Annotated in this window: 16 protein-coding genes; 6 read left to right on the forward strand and 10 right to left on the reverse strand. The window is 65.5% G+C overall.

Annotation, left to right across the window (positions count from 1 at the left end; all coding sequences use genetic code 11):
- Positions 1 to 90: 90 nt before the first annotated feature.
- Entirely contained in the window at positions 91 to 1,134 is a 1,044-nt protein-coding gene (locus tag AB3X99_RS20785; RefSeq protein ID WP_004189550.1) for a rod shape-determining protein, read from the reverse strand.
- A gap of 429 nt (positions 1,135 to 1,563) precedes the next feature.
- Between AB3X99_RS20785 and gatC the strand changes: the two genes are divergently transcribed.
- The 5 genes from gatC to AB3X99_RS20810 all read left to right on the forward strand — a co-directional run bounded on the left by gatC (position 1,564) and on the right by AB3X99_RS20810 (position 6,872).
- On the forward strand, positions 1,564 to 1,863 hold the full coding sequence (gatC, locus tag AB3X99_RS20790; protein ID WP_028203206.1) for an Asp-tRNA(Asn)/Glu-tRNA(Gln) amidotransferase subunit GatC: 300 nt from the start codon (positions 1,564 to 1,566) through the stop codon (positions 1,861 to 1,863).
- 191 nt (positions 1,864 to 2,054) lie between these two features.
- Positions 2,055 to 3,545, forward strand: coding sequence for an Asp-tRNA(Asn)/Glu-tRNA(Gln) amidotransferase subunit GatA (gene gatA, locus AB3X99_RS20795; RefSeq protein ID WP_368618007.1), 1,491 nt, complete (start codon positions 2,055 to 2,057; stop codon positions 3,543 to 3,545).
- Positions 3,546 to 3,547: 2 nt separating this feature from the next.
- Positions 3,548 to 5,023, forward strand: a complete 1,476-nt coding sequence (gene gatB, locus AB3X99_RS20800; RefSeq protein ID WP_368618008.1) for an Asp-tRNA(Asn)/Glu-tRNA(Gln) amidotransferase subunit GatB — start codon at positions 3,548 to 3,550, stop codon at positions 5,021 to 5,023.
- A 146-nt stretch (positions 5,024 to 5,169) separates the two neighbouring features.
- Positions 5,170 to 6,006 carry a PPK2 family polyphosphate kinase gene (locus AB3X99_RS20805; protein ID WP_368618009.1) on the forward strand — a complete coding sequence of 279 codons (837 nt, stop codon included), beginning with the start codon at positions 5,170 to 5,172 and terminating at the stop codon, positions 6,004 to 6,006.
- An 86-nt stretch (positions 6,007 to 6,092) separates the two neighbouring features.
- Entirely contained in the window at positions 6,093 to 6,872 is a 780-nt protein-coding gene (locus AB3X99_RS20810; RefSeq protein WP_069264632.1) for an exodeoxyribonuclease III, read from the forward strand.
- Positions 6,873 to 6,902: 30 nt separating this feature from the next.
- Here AB3X99_RS20810 and AB3X99_RS20815 read toward each other — a convergent pair whose 3' ends face one another.
- The 8 genes from AB3X99_RS20815 to argB form a co-directional block, all read right to left on the reverse strand.
- The gene (locus tag AB3X99_RS20815) at positions 6,903 to 8,012 is read right to left on the reverse strand and encodes a M48 family metallopeptidase (protein ID WP_256094708.1); all 1,110 of its coding nucleotides are present in this window, start codon (positions 8,010 to 8,012) and stop codon (positions 6,903 to 6,905) included.
- Positions 8,009 to 9,403, reverse strand: coding sequence for an AmpG family muropeptide MFS transporter (locus AB3X99_RS20820; protein WP_342949117.1), 1,395 nt, complete (start codon positions 9,401 to 9,403; stop codon positions 8,009 to 8,011). Before AB3X99_RS20820 ends, AB3X99_RS20815 begins: the two co-directional genes overlap by 4 nt.
- An 81-nt stretch (positions 9,404 to 9,484) precedes the next feature.
- On the reverse strand, positions 9,485 to 10,093 hold the full coding sequence (gene metW, locus AB3X99_RS20825; protein ID WP_069264642.1) for a methionine biosynthesis protein MetW: 609 nt from the start codon (positions 10,091 to 10,093) through the stop codon (positions 9,485 to 9,487).
- Positions 10,090 to 11,235 (reverse strand): homoserine O-acetyltransferase, encoded by a 1,146-nt coding sequence (locus AB3X99_RS20830; RefSeq protein WP_069264645.1) that lies wholly within the window; start codon positions 11,233 to 11,235, stop codon positions 10,090 to 10,092. Before AB3X99_RS20830 ends, metW begins: the two co-directional genes overlap by 4 nt.
- A gap of 312 nt (positions 11,236 to 11,547) precedes the next feature.
- Positions 11,548 to 12,138 carry an HdeD family acid-resistance protein gene (locus AB3X99_RS20835; RefSeq protein ID WP_368618010.1) on the reverse strand — a complete coding sequence of 197 codons (591 nt, stop codon included), beginning with the start codon at positions 12,136 to 12,138 and terminating at the stop codon, positions 11,548 to 11,550.
- A gap of 65 nt (positions 12,139 to 12,203) precedes the next feature.
- The gene (slmA, locus tag AB3X99_RS20840; protein WP_342949116.1) at positions 12,204 to 12,890 is read right to left on the reverse strand and encodes a nucleoid occlusion factor SlmA; all 687 of its coding nucleotides are present in this window, start codon (positions 12,888 to 12,890) and stop codon (positions 12,204 to 12,206) included.
- Positions 12,891 to 12,935: 45 nt separating this feature from the next.
- The gene (locus AB3X99_RS20845; protein ID WP_069264776.1) at positions 12,936 to 13,679 is read right to left on the reverse strand and encodes a pyrimidine 5'-nucleotidase; all 744 of its coding nucleotides are present in this window, start codon (positions 13,677 to 13,679) and stop codon (positions 12,936 to 12,938) included.
- Between the two features lie 52 nt (positions 13,680 to 13,731).
- Entirely contained in the window at positions 13,732 to 14,631 is a 900-nt protein-coding gene (gene argB, locus AB3X99_RS20850) for an acetylglutamate kinase (protein ID WP_069264651.1), read from the reverse strand.
- A 321-nt stretch (positions 14,632 to 14,952) separates the two neighbouring features.
- On the opposite strand from argB, the gene AB3X99_RS20855 reads away from it, so the two are divergent.
- Positions 14,953 to 15,189 (forward strand): cysteine-rich CWC family protein, encoded by a 237-nt coding sequence (locus AB3X99_RS20855; RefSeq protein ID WP_069264653.1) that lies wholly within the window; start codon positions 14,953 to 14,955, stop codon positions 15,187 to 15,189.
- Here the strand turns inward: AB3X99_RS20855 and AB3X99_RS20860 are convergent.
- Positions 15,179 to 16,840, reverse strand: a complete 1,662-nt coding sequence (locus AB3X99_RS20860) for a hypothetical protein (protein WP_368618011.1) — start codon at positions 16,838 to 16,840, stop codon at positions 15,179 to 15,181. The genes AB3X99_RS20855 and AB3X99_RS20860 overlap by 11 nt on opposite strands.
- Between the last annotated feature and the right edge of the window lie 61 nt (positions 16,841 to 16,901).

Genomic DNA, 16,901 nt, shown 5'->3' on the forward strand with positions numbered 1-16,901 from the left:
GCGCCGTAACGGCGCGCGCGTCGCCACGCCATCAGTGGCGCGGCGACGCCGAAACCGCGCCGCGGGCGAGCGCAGCGGTGCGCGGCGCGCTTACTCGTACGAGAAGATGCTGCCAAGCTTGTCCATGCGCTCGAGCGCCATGCCCGAGCCGCGCACCACGCAGGTGAGCGGGTCTTCGGCCACGAGCACCGGCAGACCGGTTTCTTCGGCGAGCAGGCGGTCCAGGTCGCGCAGCAGCGCGCCGCCGCCCGTGAGCATCATGCCGCGTTCGGCGATGTCGGCGCCCAGTTCCGGCGGCGTTTGTTCGAGCGCGATCTTCACCGACGAGACGATCTGGTTCAGCGGGTCGGTGAGCGCTTCGAGAATTTCGTTGCTCGAAATGGTGAAGCTGCGCGGAATGCCTTCCGACAGGTTGCGGCCCTTCACTTCCATTTCCTTGACTTCGGAACCCGGGAAGGCCGAACCGATTTCCTTCTTGATGGCTTCGGCGGTTTGTTCGCCGATCAGCATGCCGTAGTTGCGGCGGATGTAGTTGACGATCGCTTCGTCGAACTTGTCGCCACCCACGCGCACCGAGCCCTTGTAGACGATGCCGCCGAGCGAGATCACGCCCACTTCGGTCGTGCCGCCGCCGATGTCGACGACCATCGAGCCCGTGGCTTCCGAAACCGGTAGGCCCGCGCCGATCGCGGCGGCCATCGGCTCTTCGATGAGGTACACCTGCGAGGCGCCCGCGCCGTGCGCGGCTTCCTTGATCGCGCGGCGCTCGACCTGGGTCGAACCGCACGGCACGCAGATGATGATGCGCGGCGACGGCGAGAACATGCGCGACTCGTGCGCCGTCTTGATGAACTGCTTGATCATCTGCTCGGTGACGGTGAAGTCGGCGATCACGCCGTCCTTCATCGGGCGGATGGCTTCGATGTTGCCCGGGACCTTGCCGAGCATCTGCTTGGCTTCCTTGCCGACTGCCTGAATCGTTTTCTTGCCGTTCGGGCCGCCTTCCTGGCGAATGGAGACGACCGAGGGTTCGTCGAGGACGATGCCCTTGCCGCGCATGTAGATCAGGGTGTTGGCGGTGCCGAGGTCGATCGCCAGGTCGTTGGAGAAGTAGCTACGCAGAAAACCGAACATTCAAAAATCCTGTCTCGCTTGTGGCCGTCCTTCCAGCTTGGTGGGCGAGGGCGGCAGCGGAAAAATTCACAGCCTCAGGGCGATATGCTCCACCACGAGAGCACTCCGAAATCACGGCGGAGGGCGTCGCAAGGGGCGCCACGAGGGGCCTGAGACTGCGGGGATAGTTACCGGAGGCAGCCTGGCTGCGCCGCCCGTTTGATCTTGTCTGGCCGCATTGAGTTGCGTACAGACCTGAAAGGCGGATGCAAGGCGGTCCGGGTTTGGGTCGAACGCGTAATGATACCTTATAATTTTGCCTGTTTTGCAGGATCCGGAAGGCAGTTTTTGACCTCATCGAAGCTTTCCTCCCGAGCCGGATCCGGCGCGATAAACCGCTGTTGCAGCACCGATTTCCGCACTGCCGCAGCCCCTTTTTCCGGTGACCGCATGGCCCTGACCCTGAACGATGTGAAGCGCATCGCGCATCTTGCGCGCCTCGAACTGGCCGACGCCGAAGCCGGCAATACGCTCGAACGCCTGAACGACTTCTTCGGCCTCGTCGAGCAGATGCAGGCCGTGGACACGACCGGCATCGCCCCGCTCGCCCACCCGATCGAGCAGATCGAGGACGTCGCGCTGCGTCTGCGCGAGGACGCCGTGACCGAAATCGTGGACCGCGAAGCGCTGCAGCGTCCCGCGCCCGCAGTGCAGGACGGACTTTACCTCGTACCGCGCGTGATTGAGTAAGCGCGCAGCATTTTTTCGCCATTTCGAAATCTTTCGAGTCGTCGGAACAGTTCGAAACGGCACGGACTCCCGAATTTTCCGGGGTTTTCCGGGTAGCGGCCCACACGTTTGCCAACGTCGGTCGAGCGGCTCCCGGACGGCGCAACGATCGGATTTCGACCACGCCGTGACGTTCTTCCAGGAATCACGCAATGCATGACAAAAGCTTGACCGAACTGCGCGCCGCGCTGGCTGCGAAGGAGTGCTCCGCAGTCGAGCTGGCCCAGCACTTTCTGGGCCGGATTGAAGCGCATCAAGACCTGAACGCCTTCGTCGACGTCAATCCCGAATTGACGCTCGCCCAGGCGAAGGCCGCCGACGCGCTCCTGCACTCGGGCCACGCGGGCCCGCTCGCGGGCATTCCGCTCGCGCACAAGGACGTGTTCGTCACGCGCGGCTGGCGCTCGACCGCCGGCTCGAAGATGCTTGCAAACTACGTGAGCCCGTTCGACGCGACCGTGGTCGAGCGGCTCGAGCGCGCGGGCATGGTCTGCCTCGGCAAGACCAACATGGACGAATTCGCGATGGGCTCGTCCAACGAGAACTCGCATTTCGGCGCCGTGAAGAACCCGTGGGACACGAAGGCCGTGCCGGGCGGCTCGTCGGGCGGTTCCGCCGCGGCCGTCGCCGCGCGCCTCGCGCCCGCCGCGACCGGCACCGACACCGGCGGCTCGATTCGCCAGCCGGCGTCGTTCACGGGCGTGACGGGCATCAAGCCCACCTACGGCCGCGTCTCGCGCTACGGCATGATCGCGTTCGCCTCGTCGCTCGACCAGGGCGGCCCGTTCGCGCACAGCGCCGGCGATTGCGCGCTGCTCCTGAGCGCCATGGGCGGCTTCGACGAGCGCGACTCGACGAGCCTCACGCACGAGCACGAGGACTACACGCGCTTCGTCGGCCAGACTTGGAGCCAGGACGCCAGCGCCGACAAGCCGCTCGCGGGCCTGCGCATCGGCCTGCCGAAGGAATACTTCGGCGCGGGTCTCGCCGACGACGTGCGCGCCGCCATCGACGCCGCGCTCAAGACGTACGAGTCGCTCGGCGCCACGCTCGTGGAAGTCACGCTGCCGAAAACCGAGCTGTCGATTCCCGTGTACTACGTGATCGCCCCGGCGGAAGCCTCGTCGAACCTCTCGCGCTTCGACGGCGTGCGCTTCGGCCACCGCGCCGCCGAATACCGCGATCTGCTCGACATGTACAAGAAGTCGCGTGCCGAGGGCTTCGGCCCCGAGGTGAAGCGCCGCATTCTGGTGGGCACCTACGTGCTCTCGCACGGCTACTACGATGCGTATTACCTGCAGGCGCAGAAGATTCGCCGCATCATTGCGCAAGACTTCCAGGAAGCGTTCAAACAGTGCGACGTCATCATGGGACCGGTCGCGCCGAGCGTGGCATGGGACCTGGGCGCGAAGGGCGACGATCCGCTGCAGATGTACCTCGCGGACATCTACACGCTCTCCACGAGCCTCGCGGGCCTGCCCGGCATGAGCGTGCCGTGCGGCTTCGGCGCGGGTGCGAACGCGCAGCGACCCGTCGGTCTGCAGATCGTCGGCAACTATTTCAACGAGGCCCGCATGCTGCAGGTCGCCGACGCCTTCCAGCGCGCGACCGACTGGCATCGCAAGGCGCCGGCAGGGGTATGAACATGGCAACACAGTGGGAAGTGGTGATCGGTCTGGAGACGCACGCGCAATTGTCGACGGCGTCGAAGATCTTCTCGGGCGCATCGACGCAGTTCGGCGCCGCGCCCAACTCGCAGGCCTGCCCCGTCGATCTCGCGCTGCCGGGCGTGCTGCCGGTGATGAACCGCGGCGCCGTGGAGCGCGCGATCCAGTTCGGCCTCGCGATCAACGCGACGATTGCGCCGCGCAGCATTTTCGCGCGCAAGAACTACTTCTATCCGGACCTGCCCAAGGGCTATCAGATCAGCCAGTACGAGATTCCGGTCGTGCAGGGCGGGCAGATCACGATCCAGGTCCCGGCCAACGAAAAGGCCGGCAAGGAAGCCTACGAGAAGACCGTCAATCTCACGCGCGCGCACCTCGAAGAAGACGCGGGCAAGTCGCTGCACGAAGACTTCGCGGGCATGACGGGCATCGACCTGAACCGCGCCGGCACGCCGCTGCTCGAAATCGTCACGGAACCCGAAATGCGCAGCGCCGCCGAAGCGGTTGCGTACGCGAAGTCGCTGCACACGCTCGTCGTGTGGCTCGGCATTTGCGACGGCAACATGCAGGAAGGCTCGTTCCGCTGCGACGCGAACGTCTCCGTGCGTCCGGTCGGCCAGAAGGAGTTCGGCACGCGCGCCGAGATCAAGAACCTGAACTCGTTCCGCTTCCTCGAAGAGGCGATCCAGTACGAAGTGCGCCGCCAGATCGAGCTGATCGAAGACGGCGGCACGGTGGTGCAGGAAACGCGCCTCTACGACCCGGACAAGCGCGAGACGCGTTCGATGCGCAGCAAGGAAGACGCGCACGATTACCGCTATTTCCCCGACCCCGACCTCATGCCGCTCGTGATCGATGCCGCATGGGTCGAGCGCGTGAAGGGCGAGCTGCCCGAGCTGCCCGCGACGATGCAAACGCGCTTTGTCGAGCAGTACGGCGTGACGCCGTATGACGCGAACGTGCTCACGTCGAGCAAGGCAATGGCGGCTTACTTCGAAGCAGTGGTGGCGAAGGCGGGCGCGGCGCAGGCCAAGACCGCCGCCAACTGGTTGATGGGCGAAGTCTCGTCGCAGCTCAACCGCGAAGGCCTCGACATCGCCGCTTCGCCGGTCTCGGCCGCGCAGTTCGCCGTGCTGCTCGCGCGCATCGCCGACGGCACGATCTCGAACAAGATCGCCAAGGAAGTGTTCCAGGCGATGTGGGACGAGAAGGCCGCCGACGAAGCCGCTGCCGATCGCATCATCGAAGCGAAGGGCCTCAAGCAGATCTCGGACACCGGCGCGCTCGAAGCGATCATCGACGAGGTGCTCGCCGCGAACCAGAAGTCGGTGGAAGAATTCCGCGCCGGCAAGGAAAAGGCGTTCAACGCGCTGATCGGCCAGGCGATGAAGGCCACCAAGGGCAAGGCGAACCCGCAGCAGGTCAACGAGCTGCTGAAGAAGAAGCTGGGCTGAGTTTGGGCGGGTTTGAGTAGCGTGCCGCCCTGATTCGGGCATGCTAGCGAGGCGGCGTCGTGCGTAGCAGCGCGGCGCCGCCTTGCCGCTTCAGGCGGGCTGCGGCGCTGGCGCCGTCAAATTCACGAGAGAGAGGAGAACAACGCATGTCCCACATCCCGAGTCTCGACAGTTACCGCGTGCCGTACTTCAGCGACAAGAAGGCGGAGACGTTCTCGCTCAACGCGCTCGACCCCGCCGCGAAACCGTTCTCGACCGGCAGCAAGGACGGTGACCGCGACCGGCTCGCCGAGATCGGCAACCAGCTCGACATATTGCAGGAGCGTCTGCATTCGCAGCGCCATCAGCGCGTGCTGCTCCTGTTGCAGGGCATGGACACGAGCGGCAAGGACGGCACGATCCGCGGCGTGTTTCACGAGGTCGATCCGCTCGGCCTGCGCATCGTGCCGTTTCGCGCGCCGACGCCCATCGAAGCCGCGCGCGACTTTCTCTGGCGCGTGCACCTGCAAGTGCCCGCGGCGGGCGAGCTGGCGATCTTCAACCGCAGCCACTACGAAGACGTGCTCGTGCCGCGCGTGATTGGCCAGATCGATTCGGCCGAGTGCGAGCGCCGCTACCGGCAGATTCGCCATTTCGAGGCGCTGCTCGCCGAGAGCGGCACGTCGATCATCAAGTGCATGCTGCACATCTCGAAGGACGAGCAGCGCAGTCGCATCCAGGCGCGCATCGACGACCCCACCAAGCACTGGAAATTCGACGTCTCCGATCTCGAAGCGCGCAGGCATTGGGACGCCTATCAGGCCGCGTACCACGACGCGCTCGCGGCTACCTCCACGGAATACGCGCCGTGGTACGTGATTCCCGCGAACTCGAAGTCGCATCGCAACCTCATGGTGGCCGAACTGCTGCTGCGCCTGATGGACAGTCTGAAACTCGAATTTCCGCCGGCCAAGGCCGAACTCAAGGGTCTCAGGATCGACTGAGACCGACCGTATTCCCTCGCGCGGCGCGGTGCAGTTCCGCTTCGGCGCGCCGTGCGAGGCAACGCACAATCAAGAGGAAAGAAGACATGTTGCGTGTGATCACCGCGAATCTGAACGGCATCCGCTCGGCGGCGAAGAAAGGCTTTTTCGAATGGTTCGGCGAACAGAAGGCCGACGTGCTCTGCGTGCAGGAAATCAAGTGCTCGCAGGACGACATGACCCCGGAATTCCTCGCCCCGCACGACTTCACGGGCTACTTCCAGCATGCGGTCAAGAAGGGCTATAGCGGCGCGGGCGTCTATTCGCGCCACGAGCCCGACGAGGTGATCATCGGCTTTGGCAGCGAGGAGTTCGACCCGGAAGGGCGCTATGTGGAAACGCGCTTCGGCAAGCTTTCGGTGATCTCCGTGTACGTGCCTTCGGGCTCGAGCGGCGACGAACGGCAGGCCGCGAAGTACCGCTTCATGGACGAATTCATGCCGCATCTCGCGGAACTCAAGCGTGAGCGCGAAGTGATCCTGTGCGGCGACGTGAACATCGTCCACAAGGAAATCGACATCAAGAACTGGAAGGGCAACCAGAAGAACTCCGGCTGCCTGCCCGAAGAGCGCGCATGGCTCACGAGCCTCTTCGACGACGTGGGCTACGTGGACGTGTTCCGCACGCTCGACCCGCGCCCCGAGCAATACACGTGGTGGAGCAACCGCGGCCAGGCGTATGCGAAGAACGTGGGGTGGCGAATCGACTATCAGATCGCGACGCCCGGCATTGCGCACAAGGCGAAAAAGACCTCGATCTTCAAGGACATCAAGTTCAGCGACCACGCGCCGCTGACCATCGACTACGACCACAAGGTCAAGAGCTGACGCTCACACCGGCGCGCTGTGAAACCGCTTTCAGGGCGCCGAGACCACCTTGCGCTTTTGCACGGCCGGGATGCCCTCGTAGTCGGGCAACTCGGCGAGCGGCTTGCCCATGGCCTTTGCGTAGAGCGGCATCATGTCGGCGAGGCGCTTGGCGATATCGGCGCGTCGCGCCGGCGTGTACGGATGCACGTAGATGAATCCCTGGTCGCGGTCGGCGCGCGTCGCCACCGCGAGCTTGTCCCACAGCGTGAGCGCCGCGCGCGGATCGAATCCCGCGCGCGAGGCGATATCGCTGCCGATCACGTCGGCTTCGGTTTCGTCGGCGCGGCCGTAGTGCATTTCCACGAGCTGCGAGCCGATACCGAGCGGAAACACGCCGAGATCCGCGAGTCCGAATAGCTGCGGCACAGAGCCCGATTCGATCTGCGCGGCCTGTTGTTCGCCCAGGCGCTCGCGCACGTGCTCGCGCACTGCATGCGCGATCTCGTGGCCAAGCAGCATGCCGAACTCGTTGTCGTTGAGCTTCACGCGATCGAGCAGGCCGCCATACACGACGATCTTGCCGCCCGGCAGCGCGTACATGCGGATGTCGTTCGAGCGGATCACCGCCACTTCCCACTTCCAGTTCTTGACGCGATCGCCCCACTTCAGCGAGTAAGGCGCGAGCCGGTCGACGAACGCCCGCACGCGCTGCACGTGCGGATCGCTTTCGGCATAGAGGCGGTTCGAATGGGCCGCGCCGCGCACGATCTCGTTGAACTCGGCAGTGGCCTGCGCTTCGAGCATCGGCGAGGGAATCAGATTGCGGTACACGGCGGCGTTGCCAAAGCGCACCACGCGGCCCGTGTTCGGCGCGCCGGGGGCGACGCTGCCCGGCGTAGCGCTCGCGTTTGCGCCGATGTTTGCTGCGCCGTTCGTGTTATTCGCCGGGTTGGTCGCGCCATTGCCGGCTGGCGGCAGTGCAGGATTGCCTGGCACGGCGGCGGGGGCGTTCGTCGCGGCGGGGTTCTCGGCAGCCCACGCATTCCATGCGCCAAGCGCCGGCCAGGCGGTGGCGAGCGCCAGCACGAGCGCACGCGCGCGCGCGCCGCTGCGCTGCAGCGCACGCGGGCTTTGCGCGACGGTCTCATGCGTGCTCACGACCGGACTCTCCACGGGGCAATACGAATGAGCAGGAGCATACCCGGTACCGCGAGCACCGTGCAGACGATGAAATAGTCGAACCAGCCGATCTTCGCCACCACGTAGCCGCTCGCGGCGGAGGCCAGCGTGCGCGGCACGGAGGCGAGGCTCGTGAAGAGTGCGAACTGCGTGGCGGTGTAACGCGGATCGGTCGTGCTTGCAATATAGGCAGTGAACGCAGCGAGCGTGAGTCCCGTTGCGAAGGTCTCGAAGCCGTACACGAGCGCGAGCGCAACGGCGCGCGGATCGAGCGTGAACTGCACGGTGGCGCCGAAGAGACCTGCGGCCCACGAAACCGCGTGGCTCACGGCGAGCACGGCATCGTAGATGGCGGCGAGCGAGGGCGAGCCTGCGCCGAGCTGCGCGAGCCACGCGAAACCCAGAGTAGAAATCATTTGCAGGAAGCCGAAGATCCACAGCCCGCGCCCAATGCCGATCTTCACGAGCGCCACGCCGCCGATAATGCCGCCCGCGAGGCTCGCGCCGAACGCCGTCATCTTGGCGATCACGCCGATCTCCGTGCGCGAATAGCCGATGTCGAGGAAGAACGATGTGGACAGGGTCGTCGCCATCGTATCGCCGAGTTTGTAGAGGAAGATAAACGCGAGCACAAAGAGTGCCGCGGCGAGACCGTCGCGGCGCACGAATTCGGCGAACGGCTGCACGATCGCTTCGCGCAGGTTCTTCGGCGGCGCGCCGTGCACTTCGGGCTCTTTCACGACGAGCGTCATGATCATGCCGGGAATCATGAACGCCGCCGTCACGACGAATACGGTGCTCCACGGCAGATGATCGGAGAGGATCAGCGCGAGCGAGCCCGGCACGAGTGCCGCGATCTTGTAGGCATTCACGTGCACGGCGTTGCCGAGGCCCTGCTGCGTATCAGTGAGCAGTTCGCGCCGGTAGGCGTCGATGGAGATGTCCTGGCTCGCGCCGAAGAACGCCACCAGCGCGGTGAGCGCGGCAACCGTCCAGATCGAATCTTTCGGCGAAACGTAGCCGAGCGTGCCGATGGCGAGCGCCACGAGAATCTGCGTGACGAGCATCCAGCCGCGCCGCCGCCCCGGGCGCCAGCCGGGCAGACGCGGCACGTAGCGGTCCATGAGCGGCGCCCAGACGAACTTCCAGGTGTAGGGGAACTGGATCAGCGCGAAGAGGCCGATCTCCTTGAGATTGACGCCCTCCGAGCGCAGCCACGCCTGCACCAGATAGACGAGCGTGAAGAGCGGCAGCCCGGAGGTAAAGCCGAGGAACACGCAGATCAGCATGTGCGTATTCAGATACGCACGCCAGCCGGGGTGGGATTCGTGAGCGGTAAGAGCGGGTGCCTCGTGGGGCGGATTCTGCATGTCGTCGTTAGCGGCGGCGGTGTTGGGTGCGGTTCCAGGTGAACTGGTCGGGCAGAAAAACACGCGACGCCGCGCACGGCGTCATTTTTTTCTCACGCGATAGACCGCAAGACTACCACGCCAGTTCACACCCCAACGAACGGTCTGACCCCCATGGAGCACGGCGCGGTCGAGAATTTCGATGCCCACCTCGGGCGCGAGCGCCTCGAAGTCCTTCACCGTGAGAACACGCACGTTCGGCGTGTTATGCCACTGGTAGGGCAGCGACTTCGAAACCGGCATGCGTCCGCGCATGACCGAAAGCCGGTGCGGCCAGTAGCCGAAGTTCGGGAACGAGACGATGCACTCCTTGCCCACGCGCGCCGTCTCGCGCAGGATGGCGGCCGTCTGGTGAATGGTCTGCAGCGTTTGCGAGAGGATCGCGAAGTCGAAGCTCGCGTCCTCGAACAGGCGCAGGCCGTCTTCCAGATTCTGCTGGATCACGTTGATGCCGTTCTTCACCGAAGCGAGCACGCCCGCGTCGTTGATCTCGATGCCGTAGCCCGTGCACTCCAGTTCCTCGGTGAGCAGCGAGAGCAGCGAGCCGTCGCCGCAGCCGAGGTCGAGCACCTTCGCGCGCGGTTCGATCCAGCGCGCGATGGTGCGAAAGTCGGGACGGGCGGAAAGACTGTCGAAAGCGCTCTGGTTCATGCGCCCACCTCAGCAGCAATACGTTCGTAGTAAGCGCGCACCACATTGTGATAGCGCGCGTCGTCGAGCAGGAAGGCGTCGTGGCCGTGCGGGGCGTCGATTTCCGCGTAGGTGACCTGGCGCTTGTGATCGAGCAGCGCCTTCACGAGTTCGCGCGAGCGTGCGGGCGCGAAACGCCAGTCGGTCGCGAAGCTCGCCACGAGGTATTTCGCCTTCGTGTGCGCGAGCGCGCGCGTGAGGTCGCCGTCATACGCCTTCGCGGGATCGAAGTAATCGAGCGCACGCGTGATCAGCAGGTAGGTGTTGGCGTCGAAGTAGTCGGCGAACTTGTCGCCTTGATAGCGCAGGTACGACTCCACTTCGAATTCCACGTCGAAGTTGAAGTTGTAGGCGTTCTCCGCGCCTTCCGCGCGGCGCAGCGCCCGGCCGAATTTCTCGGCCATGTCGTCGTCGGACAGATAGGTGATGTGGCCGATCATGCGCGCCACGCGCAGGCCTCGGCGCGGCTTCACGTGGTGGGCGTAGTAGTCGCCGCCATGGAAGTCGGGGTCCGAGAGGATGGCCGAGCGCGCGACTTCGTTGAACGCGATGTTCTGCGCCGAGAGCTTGGGCGTGGAGGCGACCACGATGCAGTGGCCGAGACGATCCGGATAGCGCAGGCTCCATGCAAGCGCTTGCATGCCGCCAAGGCTGCCGCCCATCACCGCGGCGAACTTCTCGATGCCGAAGCGATCGGCCACGCGCGCCTGGGCGTCCACCCAGTCCTCGACGGTCACGACCGGAAACTTCGCGCCATAGGGCTGGCCGGTGGCCGCGTCGAGGCTCATGGGGCCGGTCGAGCCGAAGCACGAGCCGAGATTGTTCACGCCGATCACGAAGAAGCGGTTGGTGTCGAGCGGCTTGCCCGGGCCGACCATGTTGTCCCACCACCCCACGTTCTTGGGGTCGTCCGCGTAGACGCCCGCCACGTGGTGCGACGCATTGAGCGCGTGACAGACGAGCACCGCGTTGCTGCGCGCGGCGTTGAGTGTGCCGTAGGTTTCGACCACGAGGTCGTACCCGGCCAGCGCCGTGCCGTTCTGCAGTTGCAGAGGCTCGTCGAAATGCAGTGTTTGAGGAGCGACGATGCCGATCGATTCCATTCGTTCCGCCTTGGTTTTTCGGGCGGCTAAACGGTGTCGGCGGGCGCGGAGTGCGAAAGGGTTGGCGCAGCTGACGACCTCTTTAGCCGCATTTATATCGAACTCCCGGGCCCAAGCCTTGAGAGTTCACGCGCCCGCAATCGAGTCAGCAAATCGGCGCGTGGGTATTGCAAAAGGAACGCAGAGTATATCGGAAAAAGTGCAAAGCGACGCGGCGCACGGGAAAGGCGGCCCGGGCGGCGCGCTGCCGCCCCGGCGCTTTTGCACCGTCCCTTCACGTGCCCGCGCACCGCGCGAGGCCGCGAAGTCTTATCACTTGCCGGGTGCGGACGGATTCGCGTTGCGCCAGCGCCGCAGCTGCAAGGCCGCGATGATCATCAGGAGGCCGTAGAGGACCGCATAGGCGGCGATCACCCAGATCAGCGAGAGCGCGCCAGCACCTGGGAACATCGCGAAGAAAAAGCCCACCGTGGCCGAGAGCAGCCCCGAAATCCCGACCGCCCACGGATGCGCGATGGCGTGCCGGTACTGGATCGCGTAGACGATCTCGAAGATGCCCGTGAAGAACGCCCAGACGCCGATGATCATGACGAGGACGATGGCGGTCTCGCCGGGCCAGAAGAACGCCACGAGGCCCGCGATCACGCCGATCAGACCGATGACGATGTAGGTCCAGCGCCGCGTGCCGCCGCCGCGCGCCCCGTAGATGAGCGCGAACGCGCCGTCGACGAGGGCGTAGGCGCCCCAGACGATGGCGAGCGTGAGCACGGTGAGGCCGGGCAGCGAGAAGGCGAGCACGCCGAAGACGATGGCGGCAATGCCTCGCGCAACGAGCCAGCCCCAGTGGGCGGAGAGGCCCATCAGGATGGGCGGCAGGCCGAGGGGAGGAACGGGACGGTTCATGCGACGGTTCTCCTTCCTGTTAGCGACGCGAGCAGCCGCCACGGAAAAACGCCGCCGCGGCCGCGCTATTGAAGAATGATGCGGATCTGCTCGTCGGCGTGCTCGCTCGGTGAACGCGTGAAGCCGCTTTGCGCGTAGCGATGCCAGCAACCGATCACATAGCGCACGACCAGATTCGCCCGGACCGTTGGATCGTATCCCTTGGCGGCCGGCTTCGCGTTGACATGGTCGGACCCCGAAATTGCCTTGCGCTCGGCCTCCTGGGCGAGGTCGACGCGCAGGCACTGGCGCAGCGACGCCTCGACGCGATCGAGCATCTGGTTCACGCGCTCGGCGAGGCGCTCATGCTCGCCCACGAGGGCTTCGCAGGTCAGTACGCGGGTCATGCCGGCGTTGCGTGTGGAAAAGTTGACGAGCATGAGGGCGATCGCACGCGCCTGCAGGACGCCGCTCGGCTCTTTTTCGACGATCTGGTTGATGAGGCCGAAGAGCGTCTGCTCGATGAAATCGATGAGGCCCTCGTACATCTGGGCCTTGCTCGCGAAATGGCGATACAGCGCGGCCTCGGAAACGCCCAGGCGCGCGGCCAGCGCCGCGGTGGTGATCTTCTCGCCGCGCGGCGCCTCGAGCATGGTGGCGAGCGTCTGGAGAATGTGGATACGGCGTTCGCCCGGTTTCGGGCGGGGGGCGCGGCGGGCCGCGCCCGGCGAATCTGCTGCTTCGACTGCTTCACGCGTTTGTGTCGGCTGCATGGATATCGTCCCTGGCGTTGGCCTCTGGGTTGGCGCTCCCCCGTTTTACTTCGAGCGTCCCGACTGCAGGCCTGGTTTCAGGGATTTTAGCGAACGAATGCGACGATCGACATAGTGCGGTCTGCCGGTGCCCGGCAGATGCGCCGGCAAATGCCCGGTGATCCAGACGGTGCGGATGCCGAGGCGCCGGTAACGCTTGAGATGGCTGCGCGTGTCTTCGATCAGGATCGCATCGGCGAGCGCCACGCCGGCCCGGCGCAGCGTGCCGCGCAGCATCGCGCAATCGGGCTTGGCGCGCCAGTAGCTGCGCGAGCGCATGCCTTCGATGGCGATCACGCGCTCGAACAGCCCCTCGATGCCGAGCGCCGCGAGCACCGCGTGCGCGTAGTCCTCGGGGCCGTTGGTGAGCACGATCTTGCGCCCGGGCAGCGCGGCGAGCGTGCGGGCGAGGCCGCGCTCGGCGTGCAGCATGCCGTGCAGGTCGTCGAAGGTGTGCACGACCTTGAGAAAGTCGTGCGGGTCGATCGGATGATGGCGCGTGAGGCCGAGCAGCGTCGCGCCGTAGCGGCGCGTGTAGCTCGTGCGCAGGTGATTGGCTTCGTCGCGGCTCACGCCGAGCGCGTCGATGATGTACTGCGTCATGCCGGCGTTGATGGCCGGGAAGATTGCGCGCGACGCATTGTGCAGCGTGTTGTCGAGGTCGAAGAGCCAGACGGGAGTGCCCACTTTGCGGGCGACGCGGCGCGGCCGGCGCCGGGCACGCCTGGCATGAAGGCTGGAGTCGGTCATCGCGGACGTGAGACGCGGCGGCGGCACGGCGCCGCCGCTGGGAGGAAGGCGCTTAGTGCGAGCGGATCATCGTGCCGAACGGCTGTTCGGTCAGGATTTCCAGCAGCACGGAGTGCTCGATGCGGCCGTCGATGATGTGCACCGAGCGCACGCCGCTCTTGGCTGCGTCGAGCGCCGACGAGATCTTCGGCAGCATGCCGCCCGAGATCGTGCCGTCTTCGAAGAGCGCGTCGATCTCGCGCGCCGAGAGGTCGGTGAGCAGATTGCCCGCCTTGTCCATCACGCCCGGGATGTTCGTCATCATCACGAGCTTTTCGGCGTTGAGCACGACGGCGAGCTTGCCCGCCACGAGGTCCGCGTTGATGTTGTACGAGAGGCCGTCTTCGCCGAAGCCGATCGGCGAGATCACCGGAATGAACGCGTCGTCCTGGAGCGCCTTCACGACCGCCGGGTTGATGGCCTCGACTTCGCCCACCTGGCCGATGTCGATGTACTGACCGGGTTTGTCGCGGTCCGGCATCATCAGCTTGCGCGCGTGGATCAGGCCGCCGTCCTTGCCGGTCAGGCCGACCGCGTGGCCGCCGAAGTGGTTGATCAGCGTGACGATGTCCTGCTGCACCTCGCCGCCGAGCACCCACTCGACGACTTCCATGGTTTCTTCGTCGGTCACGCGCATGCCCTGGATGAACGTGCCTTGCTTGCCGATCTTCTTGAGCGCCGTATCGATTTGCGGGCCGCCGCCGTGCACGATGACCGGATTGATGCCCACGAGCTTGAGCAGGATGACGTCGCGCGCGAAGCCCTGCTTGAGCCGCTCTTCGGTCATGGCGTTGCCGCCGTACTTGATGACGACGGTCTTGCCGTGATACTGGCGAATGTAAGGCAGCGCTTCGGCCAGAATTTCGGCTTTCAGGGTGGGGGCGATCTGCGAAAGGTCGATGGGCTCGGACATGGCGGCGGAGACTTGGACGAAAAACAGACGAAACTCGCGGACGAAGATCCGCGGACGAAGAACGCGGCCGCAAAACGGTCGAAACAGGGCGGATTGTACAGGACTGGCGCGGTGCAGCAGGGAAAACGGCGGGGAAAACGACGGGCACCGGACGCTTCGCGAGGCACATGCGCAACACGGGCGCGAGCGCATCGGCGCGCCGCAAAACGGGGCGAAATCGGCTGGGAAACGCGGGCGTGAAAAGCGAGGTGCAAGACGCGCGCGCGGGCTGTGGCATCATCTTCCTGTCGCCAACCCATGGCTTCGAGAGGAGTGCGCGCCATGACCGCCTCCGCCGTGCCCGCCACCGGCATGAAAAGCGCCCGCTGCCCCCGCTGCGGCAACAGCTTCGATTGCGGCAGGAACACCGAACCCTTCGATTGCTGGTGCAAGTCGCTGCCCGCCTTGCCCGCGAGCGAGCTGGACCCGCGCGGGCGCTGCCTCTGCCCCCAATGTCTCGCGGCGGCGGCGGCGCCGGCAGCGAGCGACGCGCCGAAGGGCAGGAGCGCTATGCCGTGAAGGGCGTGCTGCGTTGCGCAGCGTGCGCGAGCGCCGCGAGATCGGCGCTCACTTCGTCGAGCACCGGTTCCCACTGTCTGAACGCCTGCTGACGGTACAGCCGGGTATTCGGATACCACGGACTGTCGCGTCGATCCAGCAGCCAGACCCAATGCGGATTCACGTCCAGCAGCACCCAGGCGCGCTTGCCGAGCGCGCCCGCAAGGTGTGCGCTCGACGTGCACACGGAAATCACCAGGTCGAGCGCGTCGACGAACGCGGCGGTGTCGTCGAAGGTCTTCCACTGGGCGCTGAAGTCGGTCACCTCGAAGCCCGCTTCGTGCGCCGCGGCGATGTCCTGCTGTGCGCCGGGCTGCAGCGAATAGAACGCCACGCCCTCGATGCCGCCGAAATGCCGGGCATACCGCTCGAGTCCGATGCGACGAAACGGATTGCGCTTGTGCGTGAGGCTGCCCGTCCACGCGAGCCCGACCTTCAGACGCTGTTCGCCCGCCAGGCGCTCGCGCCAGCGCGCCGCCGCCTCGGGATCGGCCATGAGATAACCGGTGGGGCCCGGGACAGTCGCTTCTTCAGTACCGAATATCAGCGGCAGGCTCAACAGCGAGACTTCGCAATCGTAGGGCGGTAGGTTTTCGACGGGGCCGCCCGCGCAGTACAGGTCGCAATGGCGGCCCAGGCTGCGCGCGAGCAGCGCGCCCATCTGCGGAAACGTATTCCAGACGAGCCGGCCGCCTTCGCGATGCACGCGTTCGGCGAGCATGGGCACGTAGCGGCAGAATTGCAGCAGGTCGCCCATGCCCTGTTCGCCCCACACCAGCAATGTGCGGCCCGCGAGCGGCTCGCCTCGCCACTCGGGCTTCGGGAACACCGGGCGGCCCATGGCCAGTTCACTGGAGCCCTGCCAGCGCAGCTCGTGTCCGGGCCAGCCTTCGGCATAGTTGCCGCGCAGAAGCTGGATCATCGACAGGTTCGAACGTAGCGATGCGTCGTTGGGCGCATACTGGCAAGCGGCGCGCGCGGCGCGTTCGACCTCGTCCCACTGCTGCGTTTCCTTGCAGGCCATCGCATGGTTGTTCAGAGCGAGTGGGCTTTGCGGCGCGAGTTCGAGCGCGCGGCGGCTGGCGTGGAGTGATCGCGCCGCGTCGGTATCGGTTGGGAACACGCGCGCCAGGTTGATCCAGGCGTTGACGTTGTCGGGCTCTTCGGCGACCGTTTCTTCGAGCAGCTGCAGAATCTCGCGGTCTCCAAAATTGATCTGCATCAAAGCTGTTGCAAGATTGTTGCGCAGATTTGGAAACGTACGCGCGATTCCCAGCGCGTGGCGGTAAGGTTCTACCGCTTCGGCGTGACGGTTTGCAAACTGCAGCGCGAGGCCCGCTGCGAACCACGCGGCGGCCCGCTCCGGTGCGAGCCGGGCAAGCGCGGCGCTCAGGCGTATGGCTTCTTGCGCCAGCGCGCTATCCTGTGCGCGAGCGGCGATGAGGACGAGCGTGTCGTCGTCCAGGCCGCGCAGCTCGGCGCGCGTGGCGGCCAGCAATTCGTGTGCGGACGCATCGGTCGCCTCGTCGGTCCCACTGGCGGTGGCAGCGTCGATGAAATCGAGAAAGAGATTGCGCACAGCGTGGAGTACGTCAGGGGGCGAGGCTTGCATTGTTCCGTCTTGCTTGTCAGAAAGCGCCGAAGCAAAAGTGGTCGGCGGATGACATGGATTG

Origin of the sequence: Paraburkholderia sp. BR10882, assembly GCF_040948855.1 — a bacterium.
GTDB classification, from domain to species: domain Bacteria; phylum Pseudomonadota; class Gammaproteobacteria; order Burkholderiales; family Burkholderiaceae; genus Paraburkholderia; species Paraburkholderia nodosa_A.